Annotated in this window: 17 protein-coding genes; 7 read left to right on the forward strand and 10 right to left on the reverse strand. The window is 64.5% G+C overall.

The window, feature by feature from the left end:
* Nucleotides 1-23 precede the first annotated feature (23 nt).
* Entirely contained in the window at nucleotides 24-1,103 is a 1,080-nt protein-coding gene (locus tag C404_RS42765) for a phosphotransferase (protein WP_021194945.1), read from the forward strand.
* 9 nt (nucleotides 1,104-1,112) lie between these two features.
* Here the strand turns inward: C404_RS42765 and C404_RS42770 are convergent, their stop codons facing one another.
* On the reverse strand, nucleotides 1,113-1,523 hold the full coding sequence (locus C404_RS42770) for a glyoxalase (RefSeq protein ID WP_021194946.1): 411 nt from the start codon (nucleotides 1,521-1,523) through the stop codon (nucleotides 1,113-1,115).
* On the reverse strand, nucleotides 1,520-2,224 hold the full coding sequence (locus C404_RS42775) for an SDR family oxidoreductase (protein ID WP_021194947.1): 705 nt from the start codon (nucleotides 2,222-2,224) through the stop codon (nucleotides 1,520-1,522). Before C404_RS42775 ends, C404_RS42770 begins: the two co-directional genes overlap by 4 nt.
* Before the next feature lie 117 nt (nucleotides 2,225-2,341).
* Here C404_RS42775 and C404_RS42780 point away from each other — a divergent pair, with 117 nt between their 5' ends.
* Entirely contained in the window at nucleotides 2,342-3,301 is a 960-nt protein-coding gene (locus tag C404_RS42780) for a LysR family transcriptional regulator (RefSeq protein ID WP_021194948.1), read from the forward strand.
* A 16-nt stretch (nucleotides 3,302-3,317) separates the two neighbouring features.
* Here the strand turns inward: C404_RS42780 and C404_RS42785 are convergent, their stop codons facing one another.
* Together C404_RS42785 and C404_RS42790 are read right to left on the reverse strand one after the other, a co-directional pair.
* The gene (locus C404_RS42785) at nucleotides 3,318-4,355 is read right to left on the reverse strand and encodes a transporter (RefSeq protein ID WP_021194949.1); all 1,038 of its coding nucleotides are present in this window, start codon (nucleotides 4,353-4,355) and stop codon (nucleotides 3,318-3,320) included.
* 133 nt (nucleotides 4,356-4,488) lie between these two features.
* Complete coding sequence (locus C404_RS42790) at nucleotides 4,489-5,433, reverse strand: LysR family transcriptional regulator (RefSeq protein WP_031329369.1); 945 nt, start codon at nucleotides 5,431-5,433, stop codon at nucleotides 4,489-4,491.
* A 92-nt stretch (nucleotides 5,434-5,525) separates the two neighbouring features.
* Here C404_RS42790 and C404_RS42795 point away from each other — a divergent pair, with 92 nt between their 5' ends.
* The 4 genes from C404_RS42795 to C404_RS42810 all read left to right on the forward strand — a co-directional run bounded on the left by C404_RS42795 (nucleotide 5,526) and on the right by C404_RS42810 (nucleotide 8,947).
* On the forward strand, nucleotides 5,526-5,975 hold the full coding sequence (locus tag C404_RS42795; protein ID WP_021194951.1) for a PaaI family thioesterase: 450 nt from the start codon (nucleotides 5,526-5,528) through the stop codon (nucleotides 5,973-5,975).
* Nucleotides 5,976-6,031: 56 nt separating this feature from the next.
* Complete coding sequence (locus C404_RS42800) at nucleotides 6,032-7,294, forward strand: acyl-CoA dehydrogenase family protein (protein ID WP_021194952.1); 1,263 nt, start codon at nucleotides 6,032-6,034, stop codon at nucleotides 7,292-7,294.
* A gap of 170 nt (nucleotides 7,295-7,464) precedes the next feature.
* On the forward strand, nucleotides 7,465-8,157 hold the full coding sequence (locus C404_RS42805; protein ID WP_021194953.1) for a glutathione binding-like protein: 693 nt from the start codon (nucleotides 7,465-7,467) through the stop codon (nucleotides 8,155-8,157).
* A 130-nt stretch (nucleotides 8,158-8,287) separates the two neighbouring features.
* Nucleotides 8,288-8,947, forward strand: a complete 660-nt coding sequence (locus tag C404_RS42810) for a methyltransferase family protein (RefSeq protein WP_021194954.1) — start codon at nucleotides 8,288-8,290, stop codon at nucleotides 8,945-8,947.
* On the opposite strand, the gene C404_RS42815 is transcribed toward C404_RS42810, so the two are convergent.
* The gene (locus C404_RS42815) at nucleotides 8,941-9,162 is read right to left on the reverse strand and encodes a YciI family protein (protein WP_021194955.1); all 222 of its coding nucleotides are present in this window, start codon (nucleotides 9,160-9,162) and stop codon (nucleotides 8,941-8,943) included. The genes C404_RS42810 and C404_RS42815 overlap by 7 nt on opposite strands.
* Nucleotides 9,163-9,175: 13 nt before the next feature.
* Nucleotides 9,176-10,168 (reverse strand): zinc-binding dehydrogenase, encoded by a 993-nt coding sequence (locus C404_RS42820; protein ID WP_021194956.1) that lies wholly within the window; start codon nucleotides 10,166-10,168, stop codon nucleotides 9,176-9,178.
* Nucleotides 10,169-10,267: 99 nt separating this feature from the next.
* Between C404_RS42820 and C404_RS42825 the strand changes: the two genes are divergently transcribed.
* Nucleotides 10,268-11,146 carry a LysR family transcriptional regulator gene (locus tag C404_RS42825; RefSeq protein ID WP_021194957.1) on the forward strand — a complete coding sequence of 293 codons (879 nt, stop codon included), beginning with the start codon at nucleotides 10,268-10,270 and terminating at the stop codon, nucleotides 11,144-11,146.
* On the opposite strand, the gene C404_RS42830 is transcribed toward C404_RS42825, so the two are convergent.
* The 4 genes from C404_RS42830 to ureE form a co-directional block, all read right to left on the reverse strand.
* Nucleotides 11,125-11,454, reverse strand: coding sequence for a hypothetical protein (locus C404_RS42830; protein ID WP_021194958.1), 330 nt, complete (start codon nucleotides 11,452-11,454; stop codon nucleotides 11,125-11,127). The genes C404_RS42825 and C404_RS42830 overlap by 22 nt on opposite strands.
* A gap of 77 nt (nucleotides 11,455-11,531) precedes the next feature.
* Nucleotides 11,532-12,164, reverse strand: coding sequence for an urease accessory protein UreG (gene ureG / locus C404_RS42835; RefSeq protein WP_031329372.1), 633 nt, complete (start codon nucleotides 12,162-12,164; stop codon nucleotides 11,532-11,534).
* A 5-nt stretch (nucleotides 12,165-12,169) separates the two neighbouring features.
* Nucleotides 12,170-12,859, reverse strand: coding sequence for an urease accessory protein UreF (locus C404_RS42840; protein WP_031329373.1), 690 nt, complete (start codon nucleotides 12,857-12,859; stop codon nucleotides 12,170-12,172).
* Nucleotides 12,852-13,502, reverse strand: coding sequence for an urease accessory protein UreE (gene ureE, locus C404_RS42845; RefSeq protein ID WP_021194961.1), 651 nt, complete (start codon nucleotides 13,500-13,502; stop codon nucleotides 12,852-12,854). The genes C404_RS42840 and ureE overlap by 8 nt, the downstream gene beginning before the upstream one ends.
* Nucleotides 13,503-13,637: the final 135 nt, after the last annotated feature.

Consider the following 13,637-nt stretch of genomic DNA (forward strand, 5'->3'; position numbering starts at 1 on the left):
AGAACACGATTCGGAGACACAGCATGACGCAGCAGGATTTCTCGGCCTTCGAAGGCACGCGGCCGGTGGCAGACCAGCAGAAGTTCGACATCGGCGCGCTGGAGGCGTGGATGCGCGAACACGTGACGGGCTTTGCCGGCCCGCTCACCGTGGAGCAGTTCAAGGGCGGCCAATCGAACCCGACCTTCAAGCTGATCACACCCTCGTGCACCTATGTGATGCGCGCCAAGCCGGGGCCGAAGGCGAAGCTGCTGCCGTCTGCGCACGCTATCGAACGCGAATACCGCGTGATGCATGCGCTGGCCAACACCGACGTGCCGGCCCCGAAGATGTTTGCGTTGTGCGAAGACGAAGCCGTGATCGGCCGCGCCTTCTACATCATGGAATTCGTGCAGGGCCGCGTGCTGTGGGACCAGGCGTTGCCCGGCATGGCGCCCGCCGAGCGCACCGCCATCTACAACGAGATGAACCGCGTCATCTCCGCGCTGCACACGGTGGACTATGCCGCGATTGGACTCGCCGACTACGGCAAACCCGGCAACTACTTCGCGCGCCAGATCGAGCGCTGGAGCAAGCAGTACAAGCTGTCGGAAACCGAGTCGATTCCGGCGATGGACAACCTGATCGAATGGCTGCCCAAGCACGTGCCGCAAGAGGCTGAAGAAATCACCAGCATCGTCCACGGTGACTACCGGCTCGACAACCTGATCTTCCACCCGACCGAACCACGCGTGCTGGCCATCCTCGATTGGGAGCTCTCCACGCTGGGTCACCCGCTGGCCGACTTCAGCTACCACTGCATGAGCTGGCACATCGAGCCGGGGCAGTTCCGCGGCGTGGCCGGGCTGGACTTCAAGGCCCTCGGTATTCCCTCCGAAGCCGAATACATCCGCCAGTACGAAGAACGCACCGGCCGTCGCATCACGGGCGACTGGAACTTCTACCTCGCCTACAACATGTTCCGCATTGCCGGCATCCTGCAGGGGATCATGAAGCGCGTGGTGGACGGCACCGCGTCTTCCGCACAGGCGCTTGAGGCTGGCAAGCGCGCCCGCCCGATGGCCGAGCTGGGTTGGAAATACGCCCAGCAGGCCGGCGCCTGATTCAGCGGCTCACTCGTACTCGCGCGCCGCTTCCAACGGACCGGACAGCGGCGCTTCCAGCTCAAGCACCACCCCAGCCAACTGCACGAAGATCTGCGCTGCCGGCCGATCGGGATGCTTGCGCACCTGGTGCGGCATACCGCTTTCGCGTACGGCGGCCAACACATCAGCCGCATCCCGCTTCGTGCGAAAGGCGACGTGCGAAAACACCAGCTCCGGGCTGTCGTCCTCCCGACCCTCCTTGTCCACCAGATGCACCAGCGCATCGCCGTTCTGGTACAGCCACGTGCCGGGAAACGGAAACGCCGGGCGCGGCCCTGGTTTCCAACCAAGCACCTCAGCGAAGAACTTGAGGATGGGCGCGTCACCTGCCACGTGAAAGTTCACGTGGTCGAATGTCCAGTCGCTGTCGGACGTCATAGCAAACCACCTCCGTCAATATCGATAATGGCGCCAGTCATGAAGCCGTTGGTCATGGCCAGCAGATAGCCTTGGGCGAGGTCCTCCGGCGTACCCACGCGGCCGACAGGTAAGCCGCTGCCGATGCGCGCGAGCATGGCCTCGCGATCCGCCGGTGCGCCCCACACTTCCGTATCCACCACACCGGGGCTGACCACGTTGACGCGGCGCGGCGCCAATTCCTTCGCAAGGTTCTTGGCCGCCGCTTCCACCGCAGCGTTGATGGACGCGCGCAGCAGCCCTGTCGCCGTGGGCTTGCGTGAGAGCAGGCCGGAGGTGAGCGTAATCGACGCCCGTTCGGCCAGATGCGGCAGCGCGGCCTGCACCGCCATCAGCGCGGCAAACAGCTTGGTGCCGAAGCCCTGCTCCAGATCGGCGCGTTGCAGCGAGGCAACCGGTGGCGGGCTCGTGCGCGAGCCGATGGTGATGACAAGGTGGTCGATCTTGCCTCCGTCCGCAGCCTGCACCAACGCACTGCCCAGCGAAGCCGTGTCATTCGCGTCGACAGCAATCCCATGGATACTGCCGTCTGTCTTGGCCGAGCGGCCCAGCACTGTCACGCGGGCGCCAGCGGCCGCCGCCGCACGCGCCACAGCCTGCCCAATGCCCGCCGTACCACCCAACACCACCACCGCCTGGTCCTGCAAGGTCTTCGAAGTCATGCCGATGCTCCTTTGAGAAGAAAGAAAAAACCGTCAACCGATGGGGGCGATTCTTTCATCAAACAAAAACAAGATAATCCGTCTATGCTTTGATGGTTCTCCAAACATGCTTTGACAATGATCGCCCTCGACGACCTCCGCCTGCTGGTGCGCATTGCTGACGCCGGCAACCTCTCTGCCGCGGCCCGGCAGCTCGGCTGGCTGCCCGCCACCGCCAGCGCGGCACTCAAGCGCGTGGAAACCGAACTGGGCGCCCGCCTGTTCGAGCGCACGACACGCAGCATGCGGCCCACCGAAGCCGGCCAGCGTTATCTAGGGTATGCAAGGCAGGCGCTGGAAGCATTGGACGAAGGCGCGGAAAGCCTCGGCCAAGACCGCACTGAACTGGCGGGCACCATCCGCATTGCCGCCACATCAGACCTGGGGCGGCACATCCTGCGCCCGTGGCTGGATGCCTTCTGCGACGAACACCCCGGCGTGCGCGTCACCCTGGTGCTGGGCGACCGGCTGGCCGACCTGATGCGTGAAGACCTCGACTTCGCACTGCGTTACGGGCATCTGCAGGATTCGGCGCTGGTGCGGCGGCCGCTGGCATCGCATCCGCGCGTGATCGTGGGGGCACCGTCGTATTTCAAGCAACACGGCCGCCCCGCCCACCCGAGTGATCTGGCCGATCACCGCTGCCTCATCCTGCTGCGCAACGGCGAGCCCGTTACGCGCTGGCAGCTCACGCATTCCAGTGGCCCCGCCCCGATCGACGTACGCGGCGATTTCCAATGTGATGACGGCGCCGTCGTGCGCGACTGGGCCGTCGCCGGGCGCGGGCTGGCATTCAAGTCATGGCTGGATGTGGCGCAGGACGTGTACGCGGGGCGGTTGGAGGTTGCACTGCCGGCGTGGAGCCACGCGCCCACACCGTTGCAGCTCGTGAGCCTCGCGCGCCGTCATCGCCCAGCGCGGCTGACGGCCTGTGCAGATTTTCTCGCTGCGCGCTTTGCAGAATTCAGCGCGCGCTATCCGTTCCCGTCAGCCAAGGCTGCAGCGACGTCGCCCAAGGTCATCGCCGCGAAGCGGTAATCACCCGGCCTGCGCGTTATTGGTTGTTGCGGCGACGAACCACCCACCAGGCGATCAGCGCAGTAAATCCTGCGACCAGCCCCACCATCATCCAGAAACCGTGGTGATTCTCGGCCAGGGGCACGCCGCCGACGTTCATGCCGAACAGGCCTGCCACGATGTTGATCGGCAGCGCGAGCACCGTGACCAGCGTCAGCGTGAACAGCGTGCGGTTGTTCTGCTCGTCCAGGCGCGCAATCACCTCTTCCTGCAGCAGCTTGATGCGCTCGATCAACCCGCTCATGTCGCGCAGCACGACGGAAAACTCCTCGGTCGACTCGCGCAACTGCTGCACATCTTCTGGATGGAGCCACACCGGCGGACGCGAGAGCAGGCGAAACACCGAACCCGGCTCGGGCGCCAGCATGCGCTGCAGGCGCACCAGCACCCGGCGAGTGCCGGCAAGCTCCTGCCGCCCTGAGGTGATTTTCGAAGCGAGAAAACGGTCTTCGATGCGGTCGATGTCGATACCGGTGGTGCGCACGATCTGCGTCATCAGGTCGGCCTGATCGCACATCAGGTGGCCCAGCAGGTTGGCCGGCGAGCGAAACGTCTCGCCGTTACGCACGCATTCGCGCAGCCTGTCGACCGAATGCAGCGGCTTGCGGCGCAAGGTCACCAGCAGGCGCCGATGCGCATACACCCACTGCGTTGCAACCTGCGTGGGCGTGCGCTCAAAATCGAAGATCACATCGTTGAAGACGGCAACCAGTGCCCCGTCCTGCTGCTCGATGCGCGTGGAGTGCGCCTCCTCGCCCAGCATCTCAAGAAACGGCTGCGGCAAGTCGAGATGGCTTTGCAGCCAACGCATGCACCCGGCGCGCGACAGGTTGAAGTGCAGCCAGATGAATGCGCCATCGGCGCACTCCGTATTGTTGTGTCCGGCACGCTCCAGCGCGTCGCCGATCTGCGAAGAATCCAGGGCAACGCCGGGCCGCCCCGGCTCGAAGCGAAAACCGCAGATAAGACCGGTGTTGTCGGATTGGAAACTGATCGCGGACGCTGTCGCAGTCATACATCACGAGGGAAGACGGTTTGCCAGGAAGCGCAGACGCTCGACGGCCGAATGCCATCAATCTGTCATAAACCGGCATGGCTAAGCCATTTGCGCTGCGCAGCCCCGATGATTGCGTTCGGCTTCGGGTTCGTCAACGTCCGTCGGCAAAGGCGGCAACGGCATCGTCCAACGCCACCTCGGCCATCGCCGCGAAAATGTGATCGCGCAGCCAGCGGCCGGCGGCATCCTGGTCGCTGTTGGCGTGCCAGTACAGGTACAACTCCAGCGCCGGCACGTTGAACGGCAGCGGCAGCATGACGTTGCCGTACGGCTCGTTGGCGATGCGCGCGTAGCGTATTGGCAGCGTGACGAGCCAATCGGTGCAACTGACGACGCGGCACGCCGCCGGGTAGTGCTGGCAACGCAGACGCACCCGGCGCTCGCGCCCCAGCCGGCGCAACTCCACGTCTTCCAGCCCCGCCCCACGCCGCCTTGACGACACTTGCACGTGTTCGCAGTCCAGGTAGCGATCGAGCGTGAGCGCCCCCCGCGTGATCGGGTGCCCAGGGCGCGCCAGCACCACCATCGGGTCTGACAGGATCGGCGCATGACGAATGGCAGGCGACGCCGGCAGCAGAATGTCCGCCACCGCGTCAATGGTGCCGGCCAGCAGTTCGGCTTCGAGCTGGCGGCGGTCGCCCCGCACCGTGGTCACGTCAATGCGTGGTGCCTCCTTGGCAATCGCCGCCATCAGGGGCGGCAGCAGCGTCGCCTCCAAGGCATCGCGCATCGATATGGTGAAGCGGCGTTCACTTGTGGCCGGATCAAAACGCGTGCCCTCGCGCAGCGTGCGCTCAAAGCCCCGTAGCGACGTGCGCACCTCGGCGATCAACGTGCGCGCCAGCGGCGTCGGCACCATGCCTTGCCCGCGCCGCTCGAACAGCGGGTCGTCAAACAGCTCGCGCAGCCGCCCCAGCGCATGGCTGACGGCCGGTTGCGTCAGGTTGAGCGTGCGCGCCGCTGCCGTAATCCCACCTTCCGTATAGATGGCATCGAAGACGACGAACAGGTTCAGGTCGACCCGTGATATATGCATGGCTTTGATGAATGGCAATCTACGAAATTCATTTCTCTTATTGTAGGTGAAGGCTTAAGCTGCGTGCATTGATGTGCGTTCTGCCATGTGCCATGACCACAGCCACCAACCTGACCGTACCCGTGGGCTTCGACCTGCTGAACAAGCCGAGCCCCTTCCTGACGATGCTGGGGCCGGTGTACGCGAAGGGCATGGGGCCGTCGATGGTGATGGGCTTCCATGTGCTGGAGCACCACCTGAACCGGCGCGGCATCCTGCACGGCGGTGTGGTCGCCTCCCTGGCCGATGCGGCGCTGGGTTACTGCTTGGCCGAACCTGGCGACGGTACAGGCGGCGCCATCGCCATGTCCACCGCCAGCCTCACCGTGGATTTCATCGCCTCAGCAGGTGAAGGCGACTGGATCGAGATCGCCCCGGAAGGTTTGCGTACCGGCAGCAAGCTGGCCTTTGCGCAGGCCCTCTTCCACCGCGGCGACCGGCTGGTTGCACGCGCGAGTGCCGTATTTGCAGTGCTCGGCGGCCGTATCACCACGCCCGCCTGAACCGACTTGATGGATTGCCCGTTCGAGACGCCTGTTCGATGTATTGAGGAGACACCATGAATTTCGATTACACGCCCAAGGTCAAGGAAATGCAGGCACGCCTGCTCGAATTCTTCGACCAGCACATCTACCCGAACGAGAACCGCTTCCACGAAGAAATTGAAGCCAACCGCCGTGCGGGCAATGCCTGGATCCCGACCAAGGTGATCGAAGAGCTCAAGCCGCTGGCACGCAAGGCCGGGCTGTGGAACCTGTTCCTGCCGCGCTCGACACGCGCACCGGAAGGCCTGTCGAACCTGGAATACGCCACGCTGTGCGAGATCATGGGCCGGGTGCCCTGGGCGCCGGAAGTATTCAACTGCTCCGCGCCGGACACCGGCAACATGGAGACGCTGGAGCGCTACGCCTCGGAAGCGATCAAGGACCGCTGGCTGGAGCCGCTGCTGCGCGGCGAGATCCGCTCGGCCTTCCTGATGACCGAGCCGGCCGTGGCCTCGTCGGATGCCACCAACATCGAATGCCGCATCGAACGCCAGGGCGATGAATACGTCATCAACGGCCGCAAGTGGTGGTCGTCGGGCGCCGGCGACCCGCGCTGCGCCGTGTACATCGTCATGGGCAAAACCAACCCGGACGCTGGCCGCCACGAGCAGCAGTCGATGATCGTGGTGCCGGCCGATGCGCCGGGCATCAACGTCATGCGCCCGCTCACGGTGTTCGGCTACGACGATGCCCCGCACGGCCACATGGAAGTTGACCTCAAGAACGTGCGCGTGCCGGTGGGCAACATCCTGCTGGGCGAAGGCCGCGGCTTTGAGATCGCACAGGGCCGCCTGGGCCCGGGCCGTATCCACCACTGCATGCGCAGCATCGGCATTGCCGAGCGCGCACTGGAACTGATGTGCAAGCGCCTGACCACGCGCATCGCCTTCGGCAAGGCCATCGCACAGCACAGCGTTTGGCACGAGCGCATTGCCGAAGCGCGCTGCATGATCGAACAGGCCCGCCTGCTCACGCTCAAGGCCGCGTACATGATGGACACCGTCGGCAACAAGGTCGCCAAGGCCGAGATTGCGATGATCAAGGTCGTCGCCCCGAACATCGCCTGCCAGATCGTCGACTGGGCGATCCAGGCACACGGCGGCGGCGGCGTGTCGGGCGACTTCCCGCTGGCGTCGTTCTACGCGCACCAGCGCACGCTGCGCCTGGCCGACGGCCCGGACGAAGTGCACCGCGCCGCCATCGCCAAGCTGGAACTGGCCAAGCACCTGCACAAGCTGTCCGATGTGGCTGACATGCCGGTCACGCGCGGCGCCTGACCTGTCGCACGGCTGTACCGTTCACTCCTTAACCCCGCCGAATGTACGCATCAGGCGGGGATTTTTTTGCCTGCGCGCGCCGTCTGCGCGTTTTTCCGTTCTGTGCTGGAATGGAACACTTTGCGGGCTACTGGTGGCCCGCACGTCTCTTCCCTTGCGGAGCCATTTCGATGATCGACGTCTATAGCTGGGCCACGCCCAACGGGCACAAAGTGCACATCATGCTGGAGGAATGCGGGCTGCCTTACCGCATCCACGGCATCAACATCAGCACTGGCGACCAGTTCAAGCCCGACTTCCTGAAGATCAGCCCGAACAACAAGATCCCGGCCATCGTCGATCAGGACGGCCCGGATGGCCAGCCCATCTCGCTGTTCGAATCAGGCGCGATCCTGCTGTACCTCGCCGGCAAGACGGGCAAGTTCATCCCCGAAGACGTACGCGGCAAGTACGAAGTGCTGCAATGGCTGATGTTCCAGATGGGCGGCGTCGGCCCGATGCTGGGCCAGGCGCACCACTTCCGCATCTACGCGCCGGAAAAGATCGAGTACGCGGTCAACCGCTACAGCAACGAAGCCAAGCGGCTGTATGGCGTGATCGACAAGCGCCTGTCCGAATCCAAATACCTGGGCGGCGCCGACTACTCGATCGCCGACATCGCCACGTGGCCGTGGCTGCGCAGCTGGAAGAACCAGGGCATCGAGCTGTCGGATTACCCCAAGCTGCAACGCTGGTTTGAAGCCATTGAAGAACGCCCCGCCGTGCAGCGTGCGGTCAAGGTGCTGGCCAAGGAACGCCCGGTTGTGCAAGACGACAAGGCGAAGGAAATCCTCTTCGGTGCCACGCAATATCAGCGCCGTTAACCGCGGGTATTTGCTCTCAGAAACAGGCCGCATGATGTGATCTGATGCGGCCTTTTCTTTTGGACGCCATCAATGCAACCGATTGGCGCGGGGCCTACACTGGGCGCATTCGGATTCTCTTGAGGCAGTCATGGCGGCATCGGCCAAGCTAGGCTTTGGAGCGGTGATTTCGGTACTCGGCTACCTCGCACTGGCGGCGTGGGGCTGGGGCGGCGTTGGTCCGCTGTTGGCGCATCCCGCGCGCGTGGCATTGGTAGTGGTGACGGTCGCGCTGACCATTGCCGCGCTGTTTGCAGGCGGCAACCTCAGCGCCGGCGAGCGCGAAGATCGATCCAACCGCTGGGTGTTGCCGGTGTTCGGCCTGATCGGCATCGTCAGTGCCTGGCTGCCCGCGTACACGGATCGACACGACCTCTGGTGCCTCGATGGCGATGCCGTGCGGTGGCTGGGCGTCGTGCTCTACGCTGCGGGCGGCGCCCTGCGGCTATGGCCGGTGCACGTGCTCGGCAACCGGTTCAGCGGGCTGGTGGCGATCCAGCCGGGCCATACGCTGGTCACCGGCGGGATCTACCAATACGTGCGCAACCCAAGCTACCTGGGGTTGCTCGTCAGTACGCTGGGCTGGGGGCTGGGCTTCCGGGCACTGGCCGGCGTGGTGCTGACGCTGCTGCTGATTCCCCCGCTGGTTGCACGCATGCGCGCGGAGGAAGCCTTGCTGCAATCGCAGTTCGGCGCGGCCTACGACGCGTACCGTGCCAGGACCTGGCGCTTGATTCCCGGGCTCTACTGACGCACCTCCTTGCCAAACCACGCCGTCAACACCGGCTGACACTGCGCGGCATCAAACTCGACCACGCGTGAGAAGCACATCTTCCCGGCCTTCACGCATGGCTCATCGGCCAGCAAGGCGTCCAACGCCTCGCGCGAGGCGGCCCGCGCCACCAGAAAGCCGCCGTCCGCCAGCGCCTCGAACGGAACAAGGTGCTCGCCTATCTCCGAGAACATTGAAAAATCAACGTCACGCAGCCAGCGCGCCTTCCACCACCATCTTGCCGCCCGCCGTACCGGCATCCAGCATGCAATGCGCGCGCTGGATGTCATCAAAAGCGAACACCTGTGCCGGCTCGGCACGCAGTTCACCCGCCTCGACCAGATCGACGATGCGCTGGAAGGGAACGTCAGTGAGCGGATACTCCGCGGTGCCGTAGACGAACGCACTGCCAAAGAAGCTCAGGTGCCGTCCGCTGGGCAGATGCTGCAGCGGATCGAACTGCGCGATCGGCACATGCCCGCCAAGAAAACCGGCAACGCAGACACGCCCACCACGCCGCGTCAGCCGCAGCGATTCCAGCATGGTGCCGGTGCCAACCAGATCGAGTACGGCATCGACACCCACTGGAGCGAGATCACGCAACGCTTCGCTCATGCCATCGCCCTCGATCAACACGACAGCCGCGCCGTTCTCTCTGGCGACAGACGCCCGGTCCGCGTGCCGCACGGTCGCAACCACGTGGGCCTGCGTGTACGCCGCCAGGTTGAGCGCAGCCAGCCCCAGCGCTGACGTGGCCCCGCGCACCAGCACCGTATCGCCACGCCGCAACGCCAGGTTGTCGAACAGGCAACTCCACGCCGTCGCATACGACTCGGGAATCGCTGCAAGCGCACTCCAGCTGAGCGCGCTGCGGATGGGCACGACGTTGTCCGCTGGCACTGTCACCAGCTCCGCATAGCTGCCGCTGCGCGAGCGTCCCATACCGCCCATCAGGGCGAACACGCGCTGCCCTGCCAGCAACTTGCTGCTGGGGTCACTGACCACTTCACCCGCGCACTCAATGCCGGAAATGGCTGCCACCTCGCCCCATTGGCCCTGCCGGAAATACTGCTCCGCGCGATTGATGCCGAACGCCTTCACGCGCACGAGCACCTCGTCCAGCCCTACCACCGGGTCCGGTACCTCAGTCACGCGAAGCTGCTCCGGCCCGCCATATTGCTGCCGCACGATTGCCTTCATGTCCCTGCCTCCTTTTCGCAATGGGAGGTGCTAGGCTAGGTTTTCAGGCTGTCAGAATAAATTGAATAATTGCGCCAATCTTTGTAAGTCGAGCGAACAATGGATTTCTCCCTGCACGAACTCGCATGTCTTGAGGCGGTGATTGCGGAAGGCAGCTTTCAGGCCGCCGCCGACAAGCTGCACCGCACGCATCCGGCCGTGCACGCCGCCGTCAAGAACCTGGAGCAACGACTGGGCGTGGCCCTGCTCGACCGCAGTGAGTACCGTGTCCGGCTCACATCGGCGGGCGAAGCGTTCTGCCGGCAGTCGGCGGCGGTACTGCGGCAGGCTGCCGCGCTTGACACGTTGTGCCAGCAACTGAGCCAGGGCGAAGAGACCGACCTGCGCGTGATCGTGGGCGACCTCACCCCAACTTCCGAGATGCTGCGGCGCCTGAAACGCTTCTTCAGTGCATGGCCGCAAACACGCCTGCATCTGCATTTCGAGGTGATTGGCGGCCCGTGGGAACGCCTGCTTGCCGAAGAGGCCGACCTCATCATTCACCATATCGACAAAAGCGACACCCGCTTCGAATGGACCGATCTGACCAAGGTAACGCTCGTACCGGTGGCTGCACCCGGCTATGTAACGGCGCCGTCTACACGCAACCTCACGCCCGAGCACATGCGAGCGTACGTGCAGGTGGTCATCCGCGATACGGCACAGCAGCCGCAGCGCGACTACTTTGTGATCAAGGATGCGCCCAACTGGACGGTGGCGGATCAGCACACCAAAAAGGATTTGATCGTGCAAGGTATGGGTTGGGGCCACATGCCGCAGCACCTGATCGAGAAGGAGTTACGCAGCGGCAAGCTGGTGTCGCTGGAGGGGCGTCACTTCAAGCGTTCCAAGCTCGACATCGTGGCGGCACGGCTGCGTGGGCGCCCGGTTGGCCCGGTGGCACAGGCGCTCTGGCGCTATCTGGCCGAGGAAGCCTGAGCGCTTCCACCAGGCAACGCAAAACACTGGACGTCGGGCGCCGTGTACACCGTCGGATAGGGTGATCGCGGCCCGCTTTGCAGCCGCAATGGTTGCGTGGCCAGCACTTCGGCTTCGTTGCGCTCACGGGTGCTCAATGGCGGGGGCATCGGATCAGGCAGCTGTACCGGCTGATTCACGGCACAGCGCACCGGCTTTCCATCGGCCAGCCGCACGTCCATCGTGTAGTAGGGCCCGACGATGGCTGGCGCGCATGCAGCAACACCCAGTACCGCCAGCATCAGCGTCACTCCGTGCAGCGTCCTCATCACTCACCTCCACGGCGCACGTCTCGTCACGTCCCTGCCGGTTTGACCGGCAACGCTTCAAGCGAGTGCCCGCCGTATCAGGCCGAAGCTGAAGCGCTCAGCATGCCCTGCCGCTCGATGAAGCGGATGACCTCATCCAGCCCGCCCTGCGCACGCAGGTTGCACATCACAAAGGGACGGTCGCCGCGCATCTTGCGCGTGTCGCTCTCCATCACCTCCAGGTTGGCGCCAACGTACGGCGCCAGATCCGTCTTGTTGATGATCAGCAGATCGGACTTGGTGATGCCCGGCCCGCCCTTGCGCGGGATCTTCTCCCCGCCTGCCACATCGATCACATAGATCGTCAGATCCGACAGCTCGGGGCTGAACGTGGCGGCGAGGTTGTCGCCACCCGATTCGATGAAGACCACATCCGCATCCGGAAACTTGGAGAGCATGCGATCGACCGCTTCCAGGTTGATCGACGCATCTTCACGGATGGCGGTGTGCGGGCAGCCGCCGGTCTCCACACCCATGATGCGCTCGGCCGGCAATGCACCGGAGATGGTCAGCAAGCGCTGATCTTCCTTGGTGTAGATATCGTTGGTGATTGCCACGAGGTCATAGCGCTCGCGCATGGCCTTGCAGAGCATTTCGAGCAGCGTGGTCTTGCCCGAGCCCACCGGGCCGCCCACGCCAACGCGCAAGGCTGGAAGTTTCTTGGTACGCATGATGTTCATGAACGAAAGAGTCTTGAGTATTGGGTCTCATGCCGGGCCGACAGCACACCAAGCCCCGGCGAAAACGTTGACAGTTCAGGCGGATGACAGGCCGCCCGGCGTGTGGCCTCCTCCACGGCTTTTGCGACGGCGGCATGCAAGCCAAAGAGAATGCGCTGCCCCGCTGCCTGCCCCAGCGGCACCGCCTTTACTGCCGCGGCCATCTGGTTTTCCACCCACGCAAAACAGTACGCCGTCACGCCGTCGTGGGGGTCCACGTTCAGTGCGGCGGCGGCAGCGGCAAATGCGGTGGGGAACGTCACCGATGCACGCGCCGCCAGTGCGGCACGCAATGCATCGCCGCCCCACCCCATCTGCTGGATCAGGCGGCTGAGCGACCAGCCCATCTGCGAGGTTTCCAGGCGCAGTTCGCGCGTTTCGCGTGTGGCGAGAAACCACGCATCGCGCTCGGCCACGGCGTCGAAACGACCCGCTTGCCAGTCAGCAAACTGCAGCAGCCACAGTGGTGCCTCGCACGCGGCGAGCACGTCGAGCCCTTCGGCAATCCACGTGGCTGCGGAGGCCTCATCACCCACGTGTCGCACATCCACCGCCGCTTCCAACCCCTGCGAATAGCTGAACGCGCCCACCGGCAGCGCCGGGGATGCGAGGTGCAGCAAGGCCGTCAGTTGGGCAACGCTAGTCATGGTGATGATGGTGATGGCCGCAGCCGGGGCCGTGCACATGACCGTGGCTGTGATCATGATCGTGCGCGTGATCGTGGCCATGGGCATGGCTGTGCCCGTGGTCGTGCGCGTGACCATGATCGTGCCCGTGATGCTCCTGGAACAGTGCCTGTGCAGCGGCGTAGTCCTCTTCGAACGTCGCATCATGGCCATGGCGGTGGCCACCGCCGTAAGCACCCGCCTCGGGCTCGAATGGGGCTTCCACATGCGCGACGGTCACGCCCAGGCGCACGAGCATGTCTTCGAGCACCGGATCGGCTTCGAGCTGTAGCGCATCGGCGCTCACCTGCACGGGCGTGTGCCGGTTGCCGAGGTGATAGGCCGCGCGCATCAGCGCGAGGCGGTTGTCGCTGCTCACGCGCAGCACTTGCTCGGGTGCGGCTTGCACTTCAACGAGCGTGCCGTCTTCCGCGACGAGCACATCGCCACCACGCATGACGGTGCCGCGCGGCAGCACGACGGCGACCTCGCGGCCATCGTCGAGCGTCGCACGCAGGCGGCTGCGGCTGCGCTCCAGGAACGGCAGCACGAGCTTGGGGGCACGCTTGACCAGTACGGAAGCCAGGCCGTGCGGCACGGGGAGGTGTTTATTGATGGAAAGCATTGTCAGTATCCATTTGCAACCGGGATATCAGTTCCAGAGACCGAACGTTGAGGTTCGGCGTGCCATCGGTGGCTCTCAAAGACTCAGCGCTGGGGCTTTGAGGCTCGACGCTCGGCGTAGCGGGCCTTCCCCTGT

The sequence above is a fragment of the Ralstonia sp. AU12-08 genome (assembly GCF_000442475.1).
Taxonomy (GTDB): Bacteria; Pseudomonadota; Gammaproteobacteria; order Burkholderiales; family Burkholderiaceae; genus Ralstonia; species Ralstonia insidiosa.

Bases quoted from the DNA above. Each gene is read 5' to 3' on its own strand.
- C404_RS42765 (WP_021194945.1), top strand. From the start codon at position 24: ATGACGCAGCAGGATTTCTCGGCCTTCGAAGGCACGCGGCCGGTGGCA.
- C404_RS42770 (WP_021194946.1), bottom strand. From the start codon at position 1,523: ATGACGTCCGACAGCGACTGGACATTCGACCACGTGAACTTTCACGTG.
- C404_RS42775 (WP_021194947.1), bottom strand. From the start codon at position 2,224: ATGACTTCGAAGACCTTGCAGGACCAGGCGGTGGTGGTGTTGGGTGGT.
- C404_RS42780 (WP_021194948.1), top strand. From the start codon at position 2,342: ATGATCGCCCTCGACGACCTCCGCCTGCTGGTGCGCATTGCTGACGCC.
- C404_RS42785 (WP_021194949.1), bottom strand. From the start codon at position 4,355: ATGACTGCGACAGCGTCCGCGATCAGTTTCCAATCCGACAACACCGGT.
- C404_RS42790 (WP_031329369.1), bottom strand. From the start codon at position 5,433: ATGCATATATCACGGGTCGACCTGAACCTGTTCGTCGTCTTCGATGCC.
- C404_RS42795 (WP_021194951.1), top strand. From the start codon at position 5,526: ATGACCACAGCCACCAACCTGACCGTACCCGTGGGCTTCGACCTGCTG.
- C404_RS42800 (WP_021194952.1), top strand. From the start codon at position 6,032: ATGAATTTCGATTACACGCCCAAGGTCAAGGAAATGCAGGCACGCCTG.
- C404_RS42805 (WP_021194953.1), top strand. From the start codon at position 7,465: ATGATCGACGTCTATAGCTGGGCCACGCCCAACGGGCACAAAGTGCAC.
- C404_RS42810 (WP_021194954.1), top strand. From the start codon at position 8,288: ATGGCGGCATCGGCCAAGCTAGGCTTTGGAGCGGTGATTTCGGTACTC.
- C404_RS42815 (WP_021194955.1), bottom strand. From the start codon at position 9,162: ATGTTCTCGGAGATAGGCGAGCACCTTGTTCCGTTCGAGGCGCTGGCG.
- C404_RS42820 (WP_021194956.1), bottom strand. From the start codon at position 10,168: ATGAAGGCAATCGTGCGGCAGCAATATGGCGGGCCGGAGCAGCTTCGC.
- C404_RS42825 (WP_021194957.1), top strand. From the start codon at position 10,268: ATGGATTTCTCCCTGCACGAACTCGCATGTCTTGAGGCGGTGATTGCG.
- C404_RS42830 (WP_021194958.1), bottom strand. From the start codon at position 11,454: ATGAGGACGCTGCACGGAGTGACGCTGATGCTGGCGGTACTGGGTGTT.
- ureG (WP_031329372.1), bottom strand. From the start codon at position 12,164: ATGCGTACCAAGAAACTTCCAGCCTTGCGCGTTGGCGTGGGCGGCCCG.
- C404_RS42840 (WP_031329373.1), bottom strand. From the start codon at position 12,859: ATGACTAGCGTTGCCCAACTGACGGCCTTGCTGCACCTCGCATCCCCG.
- ureE (WP_021194961.1), bottom strand. From the start codon at position 13,502: ATGCTTTCCATCAATAAACACCTCCCCGTGCCGCACGGCCTGGCTTCC.